Annotated in this window: 16 protein-coding genes; 8 read left to right on the top strand and 8 right to left on the bottom strand. The window is 64.7% G+C overall.

The features are described from left to right. Positions 1-3: 3 nt before the first annotated feature. Both NDY25_RS02990 and NDY25_RS02985 read right to left on the bottom strand, forming a co-directional pair. Positions 4-774: a fimbrial biogenesis chaperone gene (locus NDY25_RS02990; protein ID WP_168959380.1), complete on the bottom strand. Its 771-nt coding sequence runs from the start codon at positions 772-774 to the stop codon at positions 4-6. An 8-nt stretch (positions 775-782) separates the two neighbouring features. Next, the gene (locus NDY25_RS02985; protein ID WP_043909063.1) at positions 783-1,307 is read right to left on the bottom strand and encodes a Csu type fimbrial protein; all 525 of its coding nucleotides are present in this window, start codon (positions 1,305-1,307) and stop codon (positions 783-785) included. A 317-nt stretch (positions 1,308-1,624) separates the two neighbouring features. Here NDY25_RS02985 and map point away from each other — a divergent pair, with 317 nt between their 5' ends. The 6 genes from map to dapE are packed head-to-tail and all read left to right on the top strand — an operon-like array spanning position 1,625 to position 8,193. Then, a complete protein-coding gene (gene map / locus NDY25_RS02980) occupies positions 1,625-2,401 on the top strand; it encodes a type I methionyl aminopeptidase (RefSeq protein WP_168959379.1) in 777 nt (258 codons plus the stop codon). Next, entirely contained in the window at positions 2,398-5,007 is a 2,610-nt protein-coding gene (locus tag NDY25_RS02975) for a [protein-PII] uridylyltransferase (protein ID WP_168959378.1), read from the top strand. Before map ends, NDY25_RS02975 begins: the two co-directional genes overlap by 4 nt. A 16-nt stretch (positions 5,008-5,023) precedes the next feature. Beyond that, complete coding sequence (gene dapD / locus NDY25_RS02970; RefSeq protein WP_256627760.1) at positions 5,024-6,196, top strand: 2,3,4,5-tetrahydropyridine-2,6-dicarboxylate N-succinyltransferase; 1,173 nt, start codon at positions 5,024-5,026, stop codon at positions 6,194-6,196. After that, positions 6,193-6,663, top strand: coding sequence for a hypothetical protein (locus tag NDY25_RS02965; protein WP_168959376.1), 471 nt, complete (start codon positions 6,193-6,195; stop codon positions 6,661-6,663). Before dapD ends, NDY25_RS02965 begins: the two co-directional genes overlap by 4 nt. A gap of 1 nt (position 6,664) precedes the next feature. Further along, complete coding sequence (locus NDY25_RS02960) at positions 6,665-7,021, top strand: arsenate reductase (RefSeq protein WP_168959375.1); 357 nt, start codon at positions 6,665-6,667, stop codon at positions 7,019-7,021. A gap of 44 nt (positions 7,022-7,065) precedes the next feature. Then, complete coding sequence (dapE, locus tag NDY25_RS02955) at positions 7,066-8,193, top strand: succinyl-diaminopimelate desuccinylase (protein WP_168959374.1); 1,128 nt, start codon at positions 7,066-7,068, stop codon at positions 8,191-8,193. Positions 8,194-8,387: 194 nt separating this feature from the next. Here the strand turns inward: dapE and NDY25_RS02950 are convergent, their stop codons facing one another. Beyond that, positions 8,388-9,260 (bottom strand): tetratricopeptide repeat protein, encoded by an 873-nt coding sequence (locus tag NDY25_RS02950; RefSeq protein ID WP_256627759.1) that lies wholly within the window; start codon positions 9,258-9,260, stop codon positions 8,388-8,390. 358 nt (positions 9,261-9,618) lie between these two features. On the opposite strand from NDY25_RS02950, the gene asnB reads away from it, so the two are divergent. Further along, positions 9,619-11,313: an asparagine synthase B gene (gene asnB / locus NDY25_RS02945; protein WP_168959372.1), complete on the top strand. Its 1,695-nt coding sequence runs from the start codon at positions 9,619-9,621 to the stop codon at positions 11,311-11,313. Positions 11,314-11,370: 57 nt separating this feature from the next. Here the strand turns inward: asnB and hpaM are convergent, their stop codons facing one another. The 3 genes from hpaM to NDY25_RS02930 form a co-directional block, all read right to left on the bottom strand. Continuing rightward, positions 11,371-12,420, bottom strand: a complete 1,050-nt coding sequence (hpaM, locus tag NDY25_RS02940; protein ID WP_168959371.1) for a type III secretion-associated outer membrane-bound protein HpaM — start codon at positions 12,418-12,420, stop codon at positions 11,371-11,373. Positions 12,421-12,663: 243 nt separating this feature from the next. After that, positions 12,664-14,805: a TonB-dependent siderophore receptor gene (locus tag NDY25_RS02935; protein ID WP_168959370.1), complete on the bottom strand. Its 2,142-nt coding sequence runs from the start codon at positions 14,803-14,805 to the stop codon at positions 12,664-12,666. A 459-nt stretch (positions 14,806-15,264) separates the two neighbouring features. After that, positions 15,265-17,673 (bottom strand): penicillin acylase family protein, encoded by a 2,409-nt coding sequence (locus tag NDY25_RS02930; protein ID WP_168959369.1) that lies wholly within the window; start codon positions 17,671-17,673, stop codon positions 15,265-15,267. 145 nt (positions 17,674-17,818) lie between these two features. Between NDY25_RS02930 and bfr the strand changes: the two genes are divergently transcribed. After that, the gene (gene bfr / locus NDY25_RS02925) at positions 17,819-18,304 is read left to right on the top strand and encodes a bacterioferritin (protein WP_043889738.1); all 486 of its coding nucleotides are present in this window, start codon (positions 17,819-17,821) and stop codon (positions 18,302-18,304) included. 281 nt (positions 18,305-18,585) lie between these two features. Here the strand turns inward: bfr and NDY25_RS02920 are convergent, their stop codons facing one another. After that, the gene (locus NDY25_RS02920) at positions 18,586-19,242 is read right to left on the bottom strand and encodes a thiopurine S-methyltransferase (protein WP_168959368.1); all 657 of its coding nucleotides are present in this window, start codon (positions 19,240-19,242) and stop codon (positions 18,586-18,588) included. A 434-nt stretch (positions 19,243-19,676) separates the two neighbouring features. Continuing rightward, positions 19,677-21,920 (bottom strand): DNA topoisomerase IV subunit A, encoded by a 2,244-nt coding sequence (gene parC / locus NDY25_RS02915; protein ID WP_256627758.1) that lies wholly within the window; start codon positions 21,918-21,920, stop codon positions 19,677-19,679. Positions 21,921-21,929: the final 9 nt, after the last annotated feature.

Here is a 21,929-nt window from a genome sequence, read left to right as displayed (position 1 = left end):
GTGTCACGGCGCTGTCGGCGTTGCCAACAGGGTACGTTCGTCCGCCTCACCATTGATCCTTGCGATGATGGTGCCGCGGGCGAACTGCGCCAGCGGTGCACCCAACGACCAGCGCATGGTCTGGCCGGGCAGCACATAGCCCACCAGTCCGTTCAATGTGGTCTTGGTCGCGCCATCGACCCGATGCTGCAGGTCGGCGACCTGGGCATGCCCATTGCCGGTGTTGCTGATCTGGATCTGCGCATTGCCGTCGCTGCCGGCCACCACTTGCGTGCTCAAGGTCGGCGTGGGCTCGGCTTTTCCGGGCGGCAGCACGAAGATCGGCACCGAGTAGCGCAGCACGAACTGCATGCCCTTGCGGTCGGCATCGGCATTGGGCAACTCGTCGACGATGATGCGGTAGCAGACTTCCTGGCTGGTCGGCGCAGGCCCGGCGCGGATCACCCGGATCAGCTGGCGCTCGCCGGCGGCCAAGGTGCGCATCGGTGGGCTGACCAGCAGTTCCTGGGTCGGGTCGAGCTGGTCCTGCCCGTCGCGCTGGGTCCAGCGATAGGCGCGGGTCTGCACCTGCACCGGCACGCCGCCGCTGTTGCTCAGCCACAACCCGTCGGCGGACTGTTCTGCGCTCAGCGTCAGCGAGGTCGGTGCCAATTGCAGGCTGGCCGCGCGTGCCGATAGCAGCGGCAAGGCGCTGCTCAGCGCGAGCGTCAAGACCATTCCGGTCGTGACCAGCCACGCCGGCATGCGAGACGACAGGCGGTGGTGCAAGGGCATGCGCGCGCTCAATAGACGATCGTGGCGGTGATCGTGTCCTGGTACGCACCGGTCGCCGGATTGTTGGCGGACGGGTTGGTCACACGACCGTAGACCGGATAGACCTGGTTGATGCCGGTGGCGGTACGGCTCAGCGTATTGGTGCCGCTGGTGCTGCCCCACACCGTGCTGCGTCCAAGATCCTGATACAGCTGGTAGGCGATGAAGTTGTTGGTGGTGACCAGTGCATCGGTGTTTTTCATGCGGCGGGTGGTGACGTCGTTGGCGGTGCCGGCATTGCTGCCTGCGCTCAACGCGATGTTGTACGGCGTCAACGCGGTGCACTGCGCGGTCACGCTGCCGTTGGCGTCGGCATTGGCGGTCGAGGTGGACAACACCGAGCCGAAGTCGACGTCCGTCGCAGACGCCGCCGTGATGGTGCAGGCCTTGGTGACAGCAATCTTGACGTTGAACGTAGTGGTATCCGCTGCTGTGGCAACGCCAATGGTCGAGAGCAGGCCGAGGGACAGCAGGACAGGACGGACAGTACGCATGGACATTTCCTTGACCGGTCTGGTCATTGGTGGCGCGACGACGTGTCGCCCTTCCTCCAATGCATCAGCTGTGCCAAAGATAACGCCGAATTAACTGCCTATGTAGCTGTTTACGTTGAATCTTTTGCAACAAAATGTGATGTCTTGCAGATGACTTCGTCTGCAGGGTTTTGACGCGAGACGAACCGCATCACACATGAATAGGCAATAGCGCCAATTTCCTGCTGCCGGGTCCGTTTCAGGACGTTGGCATGGATTACGCAAAAACGCCCGCGCGGGTCGTTCAGATTCAGCCCGAATCGGCGATAATCCCGAGCATGAGCGTCAATCTAAAAACCAAAGAAGAAATCGAACTGATGCGCGTCGCCGGCCGCCTGGCCGCCGAGGTGCTCGACATCGTGGCCCCGCACGTGCAACCGGGCGTGACCACTGCCGAGCTGGACCGCATCTGCCACGACCACATCGTCAACGTGCAGGGCACCATTCCTGCCAATGTCGGTTATCGCGGCTTCCCCAAAAGCGTGTGCACCTCGGTCAATAACGTGATCTGTCACGGCATCCCGAGTGCGGCCAAGATCCTGAAGGAAGGCGACATCGTCAATATCGATGTCACCGTCATCAAGGACGGCTGGCACGGCGATACCAGCCGCATGTATTACGTCGGCACGCCGTCGGTGATGGCCAAGCGCCTGGTCGATACCACCTACGAAGCGATGTGGCGCGGCATCCGCGCGGTCAAGCCTGGTGCGACGCTGGGCGATGTCGGCCATGCGATCCAGAAGTTCGCCGAGGCCGAGCGCTTCAGCGTGGTGCGCGATTACTGCGGCCACGGCATCGGCAAGGTCTATCACGACGAGCCGCAGGTGATGCATTACGGCCGCCCCGGCGAAGGCCTGGTGCTCAAGCCCGGCATGACCTTCACCATCGAGCCGATGATCAACGAAGGCACCTACCACCATAAGACGCTGCCCGATGGCTGGACCGTGGTCACCAAGGACCGCAAGTTGTCCGCGCAGTGGGAACACATGGTCGCGGTGACCGAAGACGGCGTGGATGTGCTGACGCTGTCGACGAACGCGCCCGCCCCGGTATGACGGCCACGCCGGCGGATCGACCCGACCCGGGTGTCGCCGGCGATGCCGAGTGGGCCGCGCAGGCCCGTCCGCTGCTGGTGCATGCGGACATGCGGTTGTGCAAGCGCTTCGATCAAGGCGAACCGATCGAACGCCTGGTGGCCTTGCGCGCACGCGCGGTCGACCAATTGATGCGCAATGCCTGGACGCGCTGCATCCCGGCCGATGCCGGGTTGTCGCTGCATGCGGTTGGCGGTTACGGGCGTGGCGAACTGTTTCCGCGTTCGGACGTGGATGTGCTGGTGCTGGGCGAAAGCGCGGTGCAGCAACAGCATGAGCAGGCCCTGGCGCGCTTGTTCGCATTGCTGTGGGATGTGGGCTTGCCGATCAGTCATGCGGTGCGCTCCGCTGCGCAGTGCACCGCCGCTGCAGCCGACCAGACCGTGCTGACCGCATTGATCGAATCGCGCCCGCTGGTTGCGGGGAGCGAGGCGCGCGCTGCACTGGCCGCAGCGATCGCCCCGCAACGGGTGTGGCCGGCGCGCGAATTCTTCCAGGCCAAGCGCGAAGAGCTGCTGGCGCGGCATCAGCGCTTTGGCGACACCGCCGACAATCTGGAACCGGACATCAAGGACGGCCCTGGCGGCTTGCGCGATCTGCAGACGCTGGGCTGGATGGCGCTGCGTGCGTTCGGCGTCAAGGATCTGGAAGCGCTGGTCGGGCTCGGCCATGTCGGCTTCGACGAGGCTGCAGCGCTGCGGCGCGAGCGCGAAGAACTGGCGCGGCTGCGCTTCGGTTTGCACATCGTCGCCAACCGGCCGGAAGAACGCCTGCGTTTCGACTATCAAAAGACCCTGGCGCAGCGGCTGGGGTTTGCCGACGACCCGGAAAGCCTGGGCGTGGAAAAGATGATGCAGCGCTTCTATCGCAGCGCTGCATTGATCCGCCGCATCAGCGACCGGTTGTTGCAGCGCTTCGAAGAGCAGTTCGATGGCGAAGCGGTACCGGAACCGCTCGGTGGCGGCTTCAGTCTGCGCCGCGGCTATCTGGCGGCCGACGCGGATGATTGGCCGGCCGGCGATGTGCTGCAGGTATTCGCGTTGTTTGCGCAGTGGGCGGCGCATCGCGAGGTGCGCGGCCTGCATTCGCTGACCGCGCGCGCGCTGGCCGAGGTGCTGCGCGAGCTGCCGGCTTACGAGGTGGCTGACGCCACCGCGCGCGACCGTTTCATGGCGCTGCTGCGCGGCCCCCGTGCGATGGAAACGCTAAATCGCATGGCGCGCCTGGGCGTGCTGGGGCAGTGGATTCCCGCATTCGCCAGCGTGTCCGGGCGCATGCAGTTCGACCTGTTTCATGTCTACACGGTGGACCAGCACACGCTGATGGTGCTGCGGAATATCGCGCTGTTTGCGACCGGTCGCGCCGACGAGCGTTTTTCGATCACGCACGAAGTCTGGCCGCGCTTGCGCAAGCCGGAATTGCTGCTGCTGGCCGGTCTGTTTCACGACATCGCCAAGGGCCGCGGCGGCGATCACTCCGAGCTGGGCGCGGTGGATGCGCGCGCATTCTGCCAGGCGCATCGGCTCAGCGAAGGCGATACCGCCCTGGTGGCCTGGCTGGTGGAGCAGCATCTGCGCATGTCGGTGACCGCGCAGAAGCAGGACATCTCCGACCCGGAGGTGATCCATCGTTTCGCCACACTGGTGGGCACGCGCGAACGGCTGGACTATCTGTATCTGCTGACCTGCGCCGACATCGCCGGCACCAGCCCCAAATTGTGGAATGCCTGGAAGGATCGTCTGCTGGCCGATCTGTATTTCGCTGCGCGCCGCGCATTACGCGAAGGTCTGGAACATCCGCCGCCGCGCGAAGAACGCCTGCGCGAAGCGCGCGAGTCCGCGCGCGCGCTGATGCAGGCGCAAGGCCACGACGATGCCACCATCGATCGTCAGTTCGCCGGCATGCCGGACGAGAATTTCCTGCGTTTCCGTCCCGAGCAACTGGCCTGGCAGGCGGTTTCGCTGATCGAAGTGCAGATCGGCCAGACCACAGTCAAGGCGCGTCGCGCAGTGCCGGATAACGACGCACTGGAAGTGTTCGTGTACTCGCGCGACCGTGACGGGTTGTTCTCGGCGATCGTCTCCACGCTGGATCGCAAGGGTTACGGCATCCACCGCGCACGCGTGCTGGATGCACCCAACGATGCCATCTTCGACGTGTTCGAAGTGCTGCCGCAGGACAGCTCTGCCGATGGCGACCCGCAGCGTCTGGCTGCGGCCTTGCGGCAGGTGCTGGCCGGCGACCTGCAGAAGGTGCGTCCCTCGCGGCGTGCGGTGCCGCGCCAGCTGCGCCATTTCCGCTTTGCGCCGCGCGTGGAATTCAGCGAAAGCGCTGGCGGCCGCCGCACCCGCATCAGCCTGGTCGCCCCCGATCGCCCCGGCTTGCTGGCCGACGTGGCCAACGTGCTGCGCCTGCAACACCTGCGCGTGCACGACGCGCGCATCGCCACGTTTGGCGAGCGCGCCGAAGACCAGTTCCAGATCACCGACGAGCACGACCGCCCGTTGTCCGAATCCGCCCGGCAGGCGCTGCGCGATGCGCTGTGCGCCTGTCTCGATCCCACCTAGCACCTCCGGAGACCCCATGGCTACCAAGAAGACTGCGCGCAAGCAGAGCGCGACCACGACCAGCGCAGCGCCTGCGCGCGCGACCGCAAAGAGCAGCAAGGCGAGCGGCGCCGGTGACAACAAGTCGGTCAGTAAGCCTGGCAAGCTGCCTGTTGCGCGCAAGGCCACCGCTGTCGCAGCTGCCGACACCAAGGCTGCCGCCAAGAAGAGCGTTGCAAAGAAAGTCGCCGCCAGCGCACCGCGCGTGGCCAGGCAGCCGACCAGCGTGGTGTCTGCGCCAGTGGCCAGAAAGGCTGCCGCTGCGAAGAAACTGCCGATCGCCGAAAAGGCCGTGCACAGCGTTGCCGCGCAGGTGGGCACTGACGAACTCAAATTAGCTATCGAGAGCGCATTCGAGCGCCGCGCCAGCTTGACCATCGACGAAATCGACGGCTCCACCCGCGCCATTGTCACCCGCGTCATCGACGGATTGGAGAGCGGCGAGTTCCGCGTCGCCGAGCCGGACGGGCAGGGCGGCTGGACCGTCAACGAGTGGCTGAAGAAGGCCGTGCTGCTGTATTTCCGTGTCAACGAGATGGCGGTGATCGAGGCGCAGCCGGCGCCGTTCTGGGACAAGGTGGAATCACGTTTTGCCGGGTTCAACGAGGCCGAGTTCCGCAAGGCCGGTGTGCGTGTGGTGCCGGGCGCGGTGGCGCGTCGCGGCAGCTATTTCGGCAAGGATGTGGTGCTGATGCCGAGCTTCACCAATATCGGCGCGTACGTCGGCGAAGGCAGCATGGTCGACACCTGGGCCACGGTGGGTTCGTGTGCGCAGATCGGCAAGCACTGCCATCTGTCCGGTGGCGCAGGCATCGGCGGCGTGCTCGAACCGCTGCAGGCCAGCCCGACGATTATCGAAGATCACTGCTTCATCGGCGCGCGTTCGGAAGTGGTGGAAGGCGTGGTGGTGGGCCATCACAGCGTGATCGGCATGGGCGTATTCATCGGCCAGAGCACGCGCATCTACAACCGTGCCACCGGCGAAATCTCGTATGGCTACGTGCCGCCGTATAGCGTGGTGGTGTCCGGGCAGCTGCCATCCAAGGATGGCTCGCACTCGCTGTATTGCGCAGTGATCGTCAAGCAGGTGGATGCCAAGACGCGCAGCAAGACCAGCGTCAATGAGCTGCTGCGCGGCCTGGCCGATTGAGCACGCAACCGGACGCGCGCGAGGGCATCCTCTCCAGGGCTGCGTCGCGCTGGGTGCGGTGGGGCATCCCGGCATTCTGGCTGGGCTGGGGTGTGCTCTACACGGTCGGTGTGCTGACCCGCGATCCTAGGGTCACAACCGGCGGGCCGTGGCACTGGATCGTGCCGGCGCTGGTGGTGGCGATGGCCCTGCGTTGGCTGCGGCAACCGGCGCGCTGGGCGCAGGTGTACGACGCCGGCGATGCCTTGCTGATCGAGCGCCAGGGACGGCGGCAGCGCATCGACCTGCGTGACTTGCGCGCGGTCGAGCCGGCCTGGCTGATTCCGCCGGTGCGCCTGGCACTGCAGGTGCAGGCCGGCGACGCACCGGTGATCTTCCTACCTGCCCGCGGCCGGTCGCCCGGACTGCTTGCCACCGACCTGATGGCGCGCGCCGATGCGCGCCGCGTAACTACAGGAGCTGCATGACATGACCACGCTATACGGACTCAAAAACTGCGACACCTGCAAAAAAGCCACCAAGTGGCTGGACCGCTTCGATGTCGCCTACACCTTCGTCGATTACCGCGATCACAAGCCCGAGCCGGAGACGCTGGTGGCGTGGGCCGAGCAGGCCGGCGGATTCGATGCACTGATCAACAAGTCGTCGACCACCTGGCGGCAGCTGCCGGACAACCGCAAGGCCGCCGCCAGCGCAGCCGAATGGAAACTGCTGCTGCGCGAGTATCCGCAACTGATCCGCCGGCCGGTGGTCATCACCGATGACGGTCAGCTCAGCCAGGGATTTTCGGACAACAGTTTCAAGCAGCGCTTTGGCGTTGCGTGATCCGGTGCTGCCACAGCTCCCAACTTCTCCAGTGATTTCCGATCATGTCCGACATTGTTGACCTCACCTGTGAACTGATCTCCCGCCCGTCGGTGACGCCGGACGATGCCGGCTGCCAGGAACTGATCGCGCAGCGGCTGGCGCGCGCCGGATTTGCTATCGAACACCTGCGCCTGGGCGAGGTGGACAATCTATGGGCCACGCACGGCAGCGGTGCGCCGGTGCTGGTGCTGCTCGGCCACACCGATGTGGTGCCGCCGGGGCCGCGCGAGGCGTGGACCAGCGATCCGTTCGACCCGCAGATTCGCGATGGCGTGCTGTACGGGCGCGGCGCCGCCGACATGAAGAGTGGAGTGGCCGCCTTCGTGGTCGCCGCCGAACAGTTCGTTGCCGCGCATCCGCAGCACACCGGCACGCTGGCGCTGCTGCTGACCTCCGACGAAGAAGGCGATGCCATCGATGGCGTGCGGCGGGTGGCCGAGCTGTTCCGCGAGCGGGGGCAGGCGATCGATTGGTGCATCACCGGTGAGCCGTCGTCCACCGAGCGGTTGGGCGATCTGTTGCGGGTCGGCCGTCGCGGCAGCCTGTCCGGCACGCTGACGGTGAAAGGCGTGCAGGGGCATGTGGCGTACCCGCACAAGGCGCGTAATCCGATCCATCTGGCAGCACCGGCCTTGGCCGAACTGGTCGCACGACGCTGGGACGAGGGCTTCGAAAGTTTTCCGCCGACTAGCCTGCAGATCTCCAATATCCATGCCGGCACCGGCGCCAACAACGTGATTCCCGGCGAGCTGCAGGTGGCCTTCAATCTGCGTTACACCCCGCATTGGGATGCGCCGCGATTGGAAGCGGAGATTGCCGCAGTGCTGGATCGCCACGCGCTGGAGTATTCGCTGCGTTGGCATCGCAGCGGCGAGCCGTTCTACACCCCGGAAGGGCGCCTGCGCAGCATCGCGCGCGAGGTGCTGGGCCAGTTTGCGGGAGCGCCGCCGGAAGAGAGCACTGGCGGCGGTACCTCCGATGCGCGCTTCATCGCACCGCTGGGTGCGCAATGCATCGAGATCGGCCCGGTCAACGCCAGCATCCACCAGGTCGACGAGCATGTGCGCGTGGCCGATCTGGACGCGCTGCCGGCGTTGTACCGCACGCTGATCGAACGCCTGCTGGTCTGAGTTGCCAGGACATGCCCATGCCACGCGCTGGTTTGCACACTACGCAGCCAGCGCCACGGCATGTGTTCACCTGCGGCATGCCGATGCTGCTGCGCGACGCGGGCATCGCCAAGCTGCACTAAGACCTTTTGGATTGCAGCAGCATCTCGCTTGCATTGCGCTGCCAGGTGGCATGGACGCACAAGGCTCGGGGGCTAGTCGAACGTCCAGAACGGCGGTTTGATCGCCTCGCGCCAATGCGATTCGTCGGCGATATAGAACGTCTGTGCGGACGCCTTGGCAAACCAGGCTGCCGCCGTCTCCACGTCGCGCGTCACGCCGCTGCTGCCGCGTCCGAGCAGCAGACCGGAGAAATACTGGCCATACACGTTGCCCTGGTCCGCCGCGCGCCGGTACCAGTGCAGCGCCTCCGTACCGTCTCTGTCCACGCCACCCATTCCTTTTTCATGGAGCGCGCCAAGATCGACCTGCGCCTCGGCATCGCCGTTACGGGCGCGGCGCTGGATGTCGCGTACCAGCGGGTGCAATGCACCGCCGCTTGGCGCGATGGCGGCGGGAAGCCCCGACGATCCGGATGCGGAGCGCTCATAGATCGTCGCGCGCAGATCCCAGCGCAACGCCGCAGCCGCCTCCCCACGGTCGCGGTGGAACTTGGCGAGCTCGGCGATGGCATACGGGTTTCCATGCATGGCCGCTGCCAGGTACCAGCGCTCGCCCTTGCGCGGCGACGCACGTAATGCGACGCGCTGGTCGACGTGCGGGCTGTCGGGATGGAAGAGCGTCCCGCTTGCCCAGATTCGTCCCAGCGCCAGTTCGGCGCGGGTGTTGCGGAACGTCCACGGGGTGATCGCCGCGGCACGTTCGTACCAGGGGATGGCGCGCGGGTCGTTGCGTGCCTCCAGGCGTTCGGCCGCATTCCACGCGCTGTCGAAACTGCCATCGGCCGCCTGTTGTTCCAGCTGTTGCAGATAGACTGGATCGGTGCGCGGAGGGCTGCTGCTGCAGGCCTGCAGCAACACTGCAAGCAACAGGGCCAGGGGCGGCATGCGTCCGATGCGTGGGGTCATTCCATTACTGCCGATTGTTGGGGCGGTCATTATCCTCGCAATACGCCGGTGCGACCGCGGCGTGGTCTGCGATGCCGGGCTTGGTTGCCATCGCAACAGTTGCGCCGCCGTCGAAAGCGGGATACGGTCGAGTCATGTCCTCGCTCCTGCCAAACCTCGTCAATAACGCCAACCGCAACAATCTGCGCGCGAATAATCGTGCGCGGCCGATGCGGATCTGCGACTAGGCGAAGTACAGCAAACGCCCAGGAATCAGAAAACCCGCATCGGCCGATGCGGGTTTTTTTATGGGTGTCATTTCGTGCAGCACGCTCTTCCACCGGCCGCCAACCCCCGCAGTTTCTTCAGGAGTGTTTCCATGTGTTCCATCTTCGGTATTTTCGGCCTGCAACCCGGTGACGATCTGCAGGCATTGCGCCGGCAGGCACTGGAATGTTCGCAACGGCAGCGCCATCGCGGTCCCGACTGGAGCGGCGTGTATGTCGATACCGGCGCGATCCTGGTGCATGAGCGGCTGGCCATCGTCGACCCGGCCGGTGGTTCGCAGCCGTTGCTGTCCGAAGATGGGCAGCTCGCCCTCGCAGTGAACGGTGAGATCTACAACCATCGCGAGCTCAAGCAGGAGCTGACGCAGCCGTACGCGTTCCAGACCGGCTCCGATTGCGAGGTGATCAACGCGCTGTATCGCGAAGACGCGCCGGCTTCATACCTCAACCGCCTCAACGGCATCTTTGCGTTCGCGCTATGGGACAAGGCTGCAGGGCGGGTGATCATCGCGCGCGACCCGATCGGTGTGGTGCCGCTGTACTGGGGCCATGATCGCGAAGGCCGCTTGCTGGTGGCCTCCGAACTGAAATCGCTGGTCGACGATTGCGCCGATGCCGCGCAGTTTCCGCCCGGCCATTGGTACGACAGCGCCACCGGCGCATTGAGCCGCTACTACGAGCGCGCCTGGCGCGAATACGCCGAAGTGGAAGGCGTGCAGGTGCAGTTGCAGGAATTGCGCGAGGCGTTCGAGCGTGCAGTGCATCGCCAGTTGATGACCGACGTGCCGTACGGCGTGCTGTTGTCTGGCGGCTTGGATTCGTCGCTGGTCGCTGCCGTTGCCGCGCGCTACGCACGTCATCGCATCGAAGAGAACGACACCACCGAAGCCTGGTGGCCGCGCCTGCATTCGTTCGCGATCGGCTTGAAAGGCTCGCCGGATCTGGCCGCCGCCGAAGTCGCTGCCGCCGCGCTGGGCACCGTGCATCACGGCTTCGAATACACCTTCGAAGAAGGCCTGGATGCGCTGCCCGAAGTCATCCGCCACATCGAGACCTACGACGTCACCACCATTCGCGCCTCCACGCCGATGTTTCTGCTGGCGCGGCGGATCAAGGCGATGGGCGTCAAGATGGTGCTCTCCGGCGAAGGCAGCGATGAAATCTTCGGCGGCTACCTGTATTTCCACAAGGCACCGAACGCGCGCGAATTCCATGAGGAACTGGTGCGCAAGCTCGATGCGCTAAACAACTTCGATTGCCTGCGCGCCAACAAGTCGATGATGGCCTGGGGTGTGGAGCCGCGCGTGCCGTTCCTGGATCGCGAGTTCCTGGATGTGGCGATGCGCATGGATGCCAGTTTCAAGATGATCGACAAGACCAGCAGCGGCGCCATGCGCATGGAAAAGGGCGTGTTGCGCGAAGCATTCGCCGGCTATCTGCCCGAGTCGATTCTGTGGCGACAGAAAGAACAGTTCAGCGATGGCGTGGGCTATGGCTGGATCGATGGACTCAAGGCGCATGCCGCCGCGCATGTGAGCGACCGCGAGCTGGCCGCGGCCGACAAGCGCTATCCGGTCAATCCGCCGCAGACCAAGGAAGCGTATTTCTATCGCACGCTGTTTGCGCAGTTCTTCCCCAGCCAGGCGGCTGCGGAGACGGTGCCTGGCGGCAAGTCGATCGCGTGTTCGTCGCCGACCGCGATTGCCTGGGATGCGAGTTTTGCCGCGATGGCCGACCCGTCCGGTCGTGCGATTGCCGGCGTGCACGAACAGGCATTGGCTTCGTAACATCGCTGCAACTGCAGCGGCCGGCAGGTACTCACGCACCGCCGGCCGCTGTTGCGATCACTCGTGGCGCACGCAATAGCCGTAGCGCTGCGGCTCGATATCCACACCGGCCACATCGGCCTGGTTGTTGCGCCACAGGTTCGGCTTGAAGTCGCCCGCAGTGCAGTTGGCAGCGCGGTCCACGCCGATGGTGTAGGTGAACGGATTGCTGGCAAAGCGGTTGTTCTCGAACACGTTGTCCTGGCTCATGCTGTTGTCCCAGCACAGGATTTCCGGGGTGCGGTAACGAATCGCGCAGGCCAGAAAGATGCCGGCGACCTTGTTGCCTTCGAACTGATTGTTGCTGAAGCGGTTGCGCCGCGCATCCGACAGATAGATGCCCTGGCTGCCATTGCGCTCGAAGCGGTTGTTGCGGATTTCGCTGTCTTCCAGGTGCTCGGTGGTCAGGCCTGCCGCCACGTTGTCGTGGATGTAGTTGTTGACCATGGTGACCTTGGCGGTGCGGTTGAACGACACGCCATCCCAGATCGCACCGGAGACGTCGTTGTTTTCGATGGTGATCTCGCGCGTGTCGTACTCGCTCAACAGGCAGGCGCTGCGGCACTTGTTGACCTGCAGGCCAGCAAGCCGGATGCCCTGGCCGGATCGCACCACCACCGCGCTATTGCTCAGATACGGGCGCTCGGGCATGAATTCCTTGTCGCCGGTGCTGGCGACGATCTGCATGTCTTCGATGCTGACGTTGCGGATCACACCGATCGGCTGCTGATTTTCGTAATCGCCGACCACCAGCGCCGGCTGCTGCACGCCATCGGCCATGCGCAGCACGGTGGTCGGGCCCTTGCCGCGCAAGGTGAGATTGCCGCGGTGGATCGAGACCAGGCCGTTGAGCGGAAATTCGCCTTTTTCCAGGCACAACACCGCAGGCGTATCGCTTTGCGAAAGCTTGTCGATGGCTTTTTGCAGATCCTGGCCGGGGCGCACTTTGGCGGTGCACGCGGCGACGGGCGCGTCCGGTGGGCCGGATTTTGCGGGTGGCGCAGCCGAGCAGGCAGTGGCAATGAACAATGGCAACAGGGCGGAAACGGAGCGGGCAAGCTGAGGCATGCGGATTCCGGTCAGTGAGGGGAGGGGAGCGATGGTGTGGAGATGAACTCCATATCGCGACGGCCTCTAGTGTGTCCCACCGAACGTTAAGGTCTGGCTGATTCCGGCGTGCGCGATTCTGCGCAGGTTCATTGCGTCGCTGTGGTCGAGGCCGCAACGGCGTGCGCGGCACGCCGGATTGGCTGACGAACGTCACAGTTGAGCGCAGTGATCAAGATCTGAGTACGTGCGCGGCTGCCACGCCTAAAAACTGTAAGCCAGCTGCGCATAGACGCGACGCGGTTCGCCCGGAAAATGCCCGGTGCGTTCGGTGAAACCGCTCACCGCATAGACCTTGTCGAACAGGTTCTTGACGTTGACCTGCAGCTTCCACGCATCCCACTGCGTCTGCCAACTGATGTCGAAGATCGCATACGGTTTGACGCGCTGGCCTTCCAGGCTGACCCGCTCGCCCACGTAATCGGCACCAAAGGCGATTGCCGATTTCCAGGCCGGCAGGTCGTAGCGCGTCCACAGGCCGAAGTTGTTGCGCGGTGCATTGGCAAAGCGGTCGCCGGAGGCATTGGTGATGCCGTTGGTGCCTGCATCGAGCACGCGCGCATCGTTGTAGGCGTAGGTCAGATTGAGCACCCAACGCTCGGTGAGGTCGGCCAACAGATCCACTTCCAGGCCTTCGCTGCGGACCAGGCCGAGGGCGGAGAGTTGATTGACGCCATCGACGATGCTGCCGTTAGCCTGCACGATATTGCTGCGCTCGATGCGATACAGCGCGGTGTTGAGGGTGAGCCCGCCATCGTTGAGCGCGGTTTTCAGACCGACTTCCCATTGCGTGCTGCGCTCGGGATCGAACGGCCCGCCGACGCTGCTGTCCTGATTTGCCGCATCCTGCGGCAGAAAACCGCTTGCATAACTCGCGTACGCGTTGACGCCATCGCGCAACACGAAGGTGCTGCCCACGCGCCAACTGAGATCGTTGCCGGTGACGCGCGAGCCATCCAGCAGGTTGTCGTCCTTGAAGCCGTCCCAACGCAGCCCGGCCATCGCATACCAGCGCGGCGTCAGCGTGAGTTCGTCCTGCAGATAGGCGCCATAACGCTGGCTGCGGGTGCTGGTGGCCCGCCAGGGCAGGCTGTCCAGCCCATAGTCGTAAAAGCCGCTGCGCCCGTACACCGGGTTGAGCAGATCGATGCCCGGCACCGGTCCGCGCGTGCGTCCGGTATCGGCGGTATTTGCAGTTTGCGCGCGGAAATCCGCATCCAGCCGGTAGTAATCCGCGCCCATCAGCAGCTTGTGTTCGATCGCGCCGATGCTGGTGCGGAAGATCGCGTTGACGTTGCTGGAGATCGCATCGTTGTCGCGGAACTGATTGCGCAACTGCCGCGTCATCCATTCGGCGGTGCCGTCGCCATCGCGGTCGATCAAGCCCATCGGCTCGTGATAGATCTGATGCTCGTCGTTCTTGAACCAGCGCAGCGCCATGTCCACGTCCCACGCATCCGACGGCGCAAAGCGGTACTGCGCAAACGCCACTTTGGCGCGCATGTCGAGGAAATCGGTGGGCTCGTTGTGATTCCAGCGACGATCGGTGAGGAAGTTGCCGTCGTCGTCCACCGGCACGCCACGCAGGCGATTGCCGCCCAGGTTCTGGGTGATGTCGGTGTACTGCAGCGTGAGCTCGCCGGTCTGGCCGATGTCGAACGCCACCGACGCATCGCCGATCTGGCTCTGGCTATCGGTGTTCCAGCGAAAACCATCCTCGCCATCGGCATAAGCACCGATGCGGTAGCGGATGCGCCCATCGTCGCGTGCCGGGCCGGTGGCTTCGAACGAGGCCGCACCGAAGGATTGATTGCCTACCTGCAGCTCCGCCCGACGCGCAGCCTGGTGGCCGGGTTTGCGGGTGACGTAATTGATGACGCCACCGGGCTCGCCGCCGCCGTACAACGCACCGGCCGGGCCCTTGAGCACTTCCACACGTTCGATATTGAACAGCTGCGGCACCGAGAAGCCCGCATACGGATCGCCGCGCAATCCGTCGTACAACACGTTTTCCTGGCGGAATCCGCGCAGGGTGACGCCGGCATAGCTGAAGAAACTGATGCCGCTGATGCTGCGATACAGATCGGTGATCTGCCGCGCCGCCTGGTCGTCGATCAACTCGCGCGGCAGCACCTGCACCGACTGCGGCACCAGCGCCAGCGGCGTATCGGTGCGTGTGGCCACTGCGGCGTCGTCGGATTTGTACAGCGTCTGCGCACGGCCGACGACGTCGACGCCATCCAGTTCGGTGACGGTTGCTGAGGTGCTGGTGTGCTGAGCGAAAGCGGATGGCGAGTGTAGGGCGAGCGCAGCGGTAAGCGCGGTGACAAGGAGCGTGGGGCGCATTGGTCACTAATGGGAATGGTTATCAAATGCATCTTAGCATGATGTGCTCGCTTCGCTGCGTGGACCGCTAGAGGTGGCCGGGTGTGGGTGTTGAGCCGGGCGTGGGTGTTGAGAGGTGCAGGGTGGAGGTTTGCAGACGTGCAGATTTGTAGAACGCAGAACTTCAGACATGTGGACACGCAAACGCGTAGCGCATCCCTTCTCCCACCGGGAGAAGGTGCCCGAAGGGCGGATGAGGGTACGAGCGCAGCATCGTGCTCGCCCACGCCATAGCGCTGTTGACTCGAATGGATAGAGGCGCGCCGCGTGCAATCCAGCACTGCTTGATGCCCGTACCCTCACCCCAACCCCTCTCCCGCAGGAGAGGGGCTAACGCAGCTCACCCAAGCGTTTTGCTTTCGTTGAAACCCGTATTCACCAACGAAATCCGTATCGACACACGAGACAACACGACCACGCCTAATTCGGCTGCAATCGCAGCGTGTAACGCGTAGCCGTCGGCAGAAACGGGGTCGGCCGGCCATGCACCCAATCGTCATGCCCCGCGCCCCAGAACGGCGACAACGGATGTCCGCTCTGGCCGCCGGGCATATGCACGATGCCGTCGCGTTCGTGGCCTGGCGAGACCACCATGCGTTCGGAGGCGCCGAAGGCCGGGCCTTGTACGCGCGGCATGTCGCGATCGCCGGGCAGTTGATCGGGCGGCATGCACAGCCAGCGCTTGGCGAGGTCAGGCAACGCGCGCGCGATCGGGTGGCAGATCGCGGCGGTATTGCGCTCGCCCCAGGTACGCTCGCTCAAGGGGCCGTCCTGCGTAGCTAAATCCGTCTGCGCACTGCGTGCAGCATCGGCAAGCAGCTGATCCCAACTGGTGTACGTGGGCGGCAACAAATGTGCAGGGCGCTGCTGCAGCATCGGCCAGACGATGCCTTCCAACTGCGCGCGACGCGGCGGCACGAAGTCATCGCCAAGCGCAGCGTTTGCCGGTGCCAGCAGTCCGGCTTCCACGGCATCGATGGTCATGCTGCGAAAACCGCGCACGATGCGATAGCTCACCGAGCCGGTGGACGCATGCCCGTCCCACTGCCGCGTGGCGACTTCGATCTGTTGCAGCGCCGGGTCCTTGCTGTGTTCGACCACGCTGCGCAACAACTGCCACCACCGCGTGAGCAGCACGGCGCGATCGTCGAGCTGGATGGCAAGCAGATCCAGTTCGTTGAAACGCTGTTTGGCGAACAAGTCGTCGCGAATCTGCTGCGCGCGCGCGCCCAGGTCGTAGCCGGCATTGCCGAGTGTCGCCAGCTGTTGCGCATCGACGATGCGGCTGTTGGCAGTCCAGAGCCGGCGCGAGGGTGGGTCGATCAAGGCCGGCGCTTCATCGCTGCGCACGGGCCATGGCACGCAGCCGGTCGGCGCAGGTTCGGAGGCGACCGCGCCAGCAGCCGCAGGCAACGCCTCGTTCGACTCCTGCGCCGAGGTTGCAAGTTCGGCAATACCGCTCGGGCTGCACCCCGCGTTGCGTGCCGGGCGTGCACCGATCAGCCGCCAGGCGATACGCCCGCTGCGATCGGCCAGTACGAGATTTTGCGCGGGAATGCCCGAGCGATCCGCCACCGCAAAGGCCGCCTGCAGATCCGCCGCGCTGCTCATCTGCGCGAAATCCAGGCGGATTGCGCCGGGAAGCTGCGCGGCCCAGCGCAGTGCGAGCAAACTGCCGTCGGCATTCTCGTGCAGGATCGGGCCCCAGACCGCCTCGCGAACGGGAAAACTTACCGGTGCAGCGCCTGCCACACGAATCGTTTCGACATGCGTGGTGAGCGCTTGCGGATGCCCGGGCGTGGCTGGCGCAATCCGCGCGAAATCCGCCGTGTCGATATAGCTGTTGGTGAACGCCCAGGCCACGTGCCCATTGCTGCCGACCACCACCGCCGGCAGGCCGGGCAGGGTGAAGCCGGTGACATCCACCTTGCCCTCGGGCGCGCTGGTATCCGGATACCGCAAGCGCGCGCGGAACCAGATGTTGGGCGCACGCAGGCCCAGGTGCATGTCGTCGGCGACGATGGCGCGACCATCGCGGGTGAGGCTGCCGTCCACGGCGAAGTTGTTGCTGCCCGGGGTCGGTTGTTCGGCGCGTGGTGCGGCGGCTGGATGCGGCAAACGCCGCAGATCCAGCGTTGCCGCTTCCGGAAGCGCCGCATCGCCCAGTGCCGGCCCGAACAGCGGTGCATCCCAGCTGGAGCCCTGATGATCGAGCAGCGCCGCCAGTGCGGGCGGCACCACCGCGCGGATGCGTGCGATGGCCAGTTCGGTCTGGTTGTCGTTGTCCTGCAGGTCGGCGTACATCGCCATGCCGGTCAGGATGGAATCGTCCAGCGTCCATGCGCGCGGTGTCTGCCGCAGCAGCAGGTACGGCCATGGACGCACGCGCAAGGCCGCCAGCCCCGCATTCACGCCGTCGGTATAGGCCTGCAATGCTGCGCGCTGGCTGCCTGCAGCAAGGTTCAGGCTGGCATGCACGCGTGCGCGCAACCGATGCACGCGGTTGCGTTTGTCCAGGTCCAGCGCCGCGGCGCCAAACAGCTCGGAGAGTTCACCGGCCGGCGCGCGGCGCATCAGATCCATCTCGAAATAGCGCTCCTGCGCGTGCACATAGCCAAGCGCGCGCATTGCATCGACCTGGCTGGCCGCATCGATGGTGACCACGCCCAATCGGTCGCGCTGCACGCTGACCGGCGCCGCCAGGCCGTGCAGCGCGTTATTGCCGTCCAGCTGCGGCAGGCTGCCACGCATCAACAGATACACGGCCAACACGGCCGCCACGCCCAACACCACGATTGCCAGCACCAGCCGGCCCAGCCATTTGCGCATTGTCGATTCCTTGAGCTCGGTCAAAGTGTGGCGCGCCGTCATGACGGTGGCGGGTCTGGTGGCAACGCAACTGAAAGTGATTCCGATTAGATCATTGCCCGGCGGCTTAGGGCACCATGCGCGCATTGCGTCGCTGGAGCACACCATGAAAGGCCATCCCGAAGTCGTCGATTACCTCAAGCAGCTGCTGCGCGGCGAGCTGGCGGCACGCGACCAGTATTTCCTGCATTCGCGCCGTTACGAAGATCAGGGCCTGATGGCGCTGTACGAGCGCATCAATCACGAGATGCAGGAAGAGACCGAGCACGCCGACGCGCTGCTGCGGCGCATCCTGTTCCTGGAAGGCGACCCGGACATGCGGCCGTCTGAGTTTGCGCCCGGCAAGACCGTGGTGGAGATGCTCGAGCGCGATCTGGTGGTGGAATACGAAGTGCGCGCTGCGCTCGCTGCCGGCATGAAGCTGTGTGAAGAGCACGGCGATTACGTCAGCCGCGACATGCTGCTCAAGCAGCTGCAGGACACCGAAGAAGATCACGCCTGGTGGCTGGAGCAGCAGCTCGGCCTGATCAAGCGGATCGGCCTGGAGTTGTACCAGACCTCGAAGATCGACAAGGGCCACGTGGCCGGCTGAATCGGGCGACTGGGCGCTGCGCAGCCGAAGAGCTGGCGCAGCACAGGTTCGCAGTCGGCAGGTGCCGCGCTGTGCATCGCGATTGCTGCGCTGCCTGCGTCATCTACCGACCGTCTGCTGCGGTGTGTTGCTTGGCGCATTGCGCGCGTGTGCAGAACCACCGCGTGGTGCAAGGCCACGCGGTCTCGATTGGCTTGCGACTCGCGCATTGTGCGACGCATGCAGCGGCCGACTGATGCGAAGGCGGCGTTCGGGCGCAACAGCGCGTTCGAACGCAATCGTCAGTTACGTTGCAGGCGATACACCCCGGTCGACAGCGCAGTAACGCCATCGGCACGGAAGCGCGGCTCCTGATCCAGGATGTCGCGGTGTTCCAACGCCTGCACCTGCCACTGCGCGTCGAACAATGCGTGTACCTCAGCGGCATCCACCGAGAAGGGTGGGCCGGCTTTTTCGGCTTGCGGATAGTCCAACGTGATCAGCAGACCGCAGCAGCCGGTGGACAGGCGCGCATAGACGGTCTCCAGATAACGCCGACGTAGCGCCGCAGGCAGGGCGATCAATGCAGCGCGGTCATAGACAGCGCTGCAATCGGCCACCACGCTTGCGTCCAGTGCAAAGGCATCGCCGCAGATGATTTCGATCGGGCCGGCAATAAAGTGCTCGCCGGCGCTGCTGGTGTGTCGCTGCGGTTGCAGGCCTGCGTCATCGAAGAACTGCGTGACGGCCAACGGCGAGACTTCCACACCCAGCACGCGATGGCCTTGCGCGGCCAACCAATGCATATCCAGTGTCTTGCCGCACAACGGCACCAGCACGCGGGCAGCCTTCGGTAACTGCAACGCCGGCCAATGCTTTTGCAGCAGCGGCATCACCTCGTCCTGATGGAAGCTGGTCTGACCGTCCCACCACCGCTGCAGCCAGAAATCTGTGTCCATGATGTTGTCTTGTTGTCTTGCGTTGACCAGTGATGTGATGGCAAAAATAGGAGTGATATTGCCGCTCGAAAGGAGCCGATCAGACCGCACCGCATCTGACGGCTGCGCTGCATCACCGCGCCCAACCACGCACACCGACCATCTTGATTGGTCCTTGCCCGCCCACCGTCGCGGGACCTTACGCGGCATGGATGCCGCGTAAGAGCCTACATGGATGTACTTGCGGCGTGTCCCGCGATGGTGGGCGGGCAAGGGCCCTGCAGCCAAGCCGCAGATCATCCGCTCTACAACCGACGCATCCGCACCGTTCGATGACCTCTCAAGGCGACGCAGAGCTTGAGCTTCAGCGTCATTTGGATGTTCCAAGCCGAACTAATCGAGGGCGCGACGACAGTGTCGAACGCGCCGCCGCGCGCCGGATGAGTGAATCATCCTTACTGCACTTCCAGCCCATCTACTTTCTGCCACCCGCGCGGCAACAACGCCCCGCGACTCGCACGCGCGCCCACATACGTATCCAGATCCTTGAACGACAGGCTCATGGTGCGTGCGCCGCTGCGTACCAGCAGCGTGTTGCCCGGCGCCACCGCCACCACCGCCACCACGCGCTCGGTGCCGAGCTTGGCCTTGGGGATCTCGATGATCTTGTTGCCTTTGCCCTTGTCCAGCTCGGGCACATCGCTGGCCGCCACCGCTAGCAGATTGCCGGCGCTGGTGACCGCGACAATGCGATCGGTCTGCGCGTTGATCACCTGCGCCGGCGTGAGCACCTGCGCGCCGGTGGTCAGATTGAGCATCGCCTTGCCGGCCTTGTTGCGACCGGTGAGGTTCTCGAAGCGGGTGACGAAGCCATAGCCGTGCGAGGACGCCAGCACGAAGCGGGTGGCGTTGTCGGCGCTGGCCATGACCTGGAACGACGCGCCTGAGGCCGGCGAGAAACGCCCGGTCAACGGCTCGCCATTGCCGCGTGCAGAGGGCAGGGTATGCACCGCAGTCGAATAGGCGCGGCCTTCCGAATCCAGGAACGCCACTTGATGGGTGCTGCGGCTGCGCACTGCGGCCAGCAGGCTGTCGCCATCGCGGTAGGACATGCCGGCCGGATCCACTTCATGGCCCTTGGCCGCGCGCACCCAGCCCTTTTCCGACAACACCACGGTCATCGGTTCGCTGGCGACCATTTCGGTTTCGTCGATCGCCTGCGCCGCGCCACGCTGCACCAGCGGCGAGCGACGTGCGTCGCCGAACTTCTTGGCGTCGGCGGTCAGCTCGTCCTTGATCAGCTTCTTCAGCTTGGTCTTGTTTTCGAGAATGGCCAGGATCTGCGCGCGTTCCTTGGCGAGGGCTTCCTGCTCGCCGCGGATCTTCATTTCTTCCAGGCGCGCTAGCTGGCGCAGCTTGGTTTCCAGAATGTATTCGGCCTGTTCCTCGCTGAGTGCGAACTTGGCCATCAACACCGGCTTGGGTTCGTCCTCGCTGCGGACGATGCGGATCACTTCGTCCAGGTTGAGGAAGGCGATCAACAAACCTTCCAACAGGTGCAGGCGGCGCTCGACCTTCTGCAGGCGATGGTTGAGGCGGCGGGTGACCGTATCGCTGCGGAAGGTCAGCCACTCGCTCAGCAATTGGCGCAGATTTTTCACCTGCGGGCGGCCATCCAGCCCGATCACGTTGAGGTTGACGCGGTAGCTGCGCTCAAGATCGGTGGTGACGAACAGGTGGCCCATCAGCTGCTCGGCATCGACGCGGTTGGAGCGCGGCACTAGTACCACCCGCACCGGGCTGGTGTGGTCGGATTCGTCGCGGATGTCTTCCAGCCACGGCAGCTTCTTGGCGCGCATCTGCTGGGCGATCTGTTCGATCACCTTGGACGGCGAGACCTGGTACGGCAGCGCGTCGATGACGATGTTGGCGTGTTCTTTCTTGTAGGTGGCGCGCGCACGCACGCTGCCATGGCCGGTCTCGTAGATCGCGCGCAGGTCGGCCACCGGGGTGATGATTTCGGCGGTGGTCGGGTAGTCCGGACCGAGCACGTGCTCGCACAGTTCGGCAACCGTGGCATCGGGGTTGTCGAGCAGGCGCAGCAGCGCGCTGACGATCTCGTTGAGGTTGTGCGGCGGTACGTCGGTGGCCATGCCTACCGCGATGCCGGTGGTGCCGTTGAGCAGCAGGTGCGGCAGGCGTGCCGGCAACCAGGTCGGCTCTTCCAGGGTGCCGTCGAAGTTGGCGGCCCAGTCGGTGGTGCCCTGGCTGATTTCGCCCAACAGCACCTCGGCGATCGGGGTCAGCTTGGATTCGGTGTAACGCATCGCCGCGAACGACTTCGGATCGTCGGTGGAGCCGAAGTTGCCCTGGCCTTCGATCAGCGGGTAACGGTACGAAAACGGCTGCGCCATCAGCACCAGCGCTTCGTAGCAGGCGCTGTCGCCGTGCGGATGGTACCTACCGATCACATCGCCCACGGTGCGCGCGGATTTCTTCGGCTTGGCAGCCGCGTTCAGGCCCAGCTCGCTCATCGCGAAGATGATGCGTCGCTGCACCGGCTTCAGGCCGTCACCCAGGAACGGCAGGGCGCGGTCGAGCACCACGTACATCGAATAGTCGAGATAGGCGCGTTCGGCGTACTCGCGCAGCGGCAGCTGTTCGAAGCCATGGAAGGTGGGGCGGGTCAGATCGGTCATTGCGAAGCC

It is taken from the genome of Xanthomonas hortorum pv. pelargonii (assembly GCF_024499015.1).
GTDB lineage: Bacteria > Pseudomonadota > Gammaproteobacteria > Xanthomonadales > Xanthomonadaceae > Xanthomonas > Xanthomonas hortorum_B.
The sequence above is the reverse complement of the archived record's forward strand: the minus strand, read 5'-3'. Positions and strand labels throughout refer to the sequence as shown.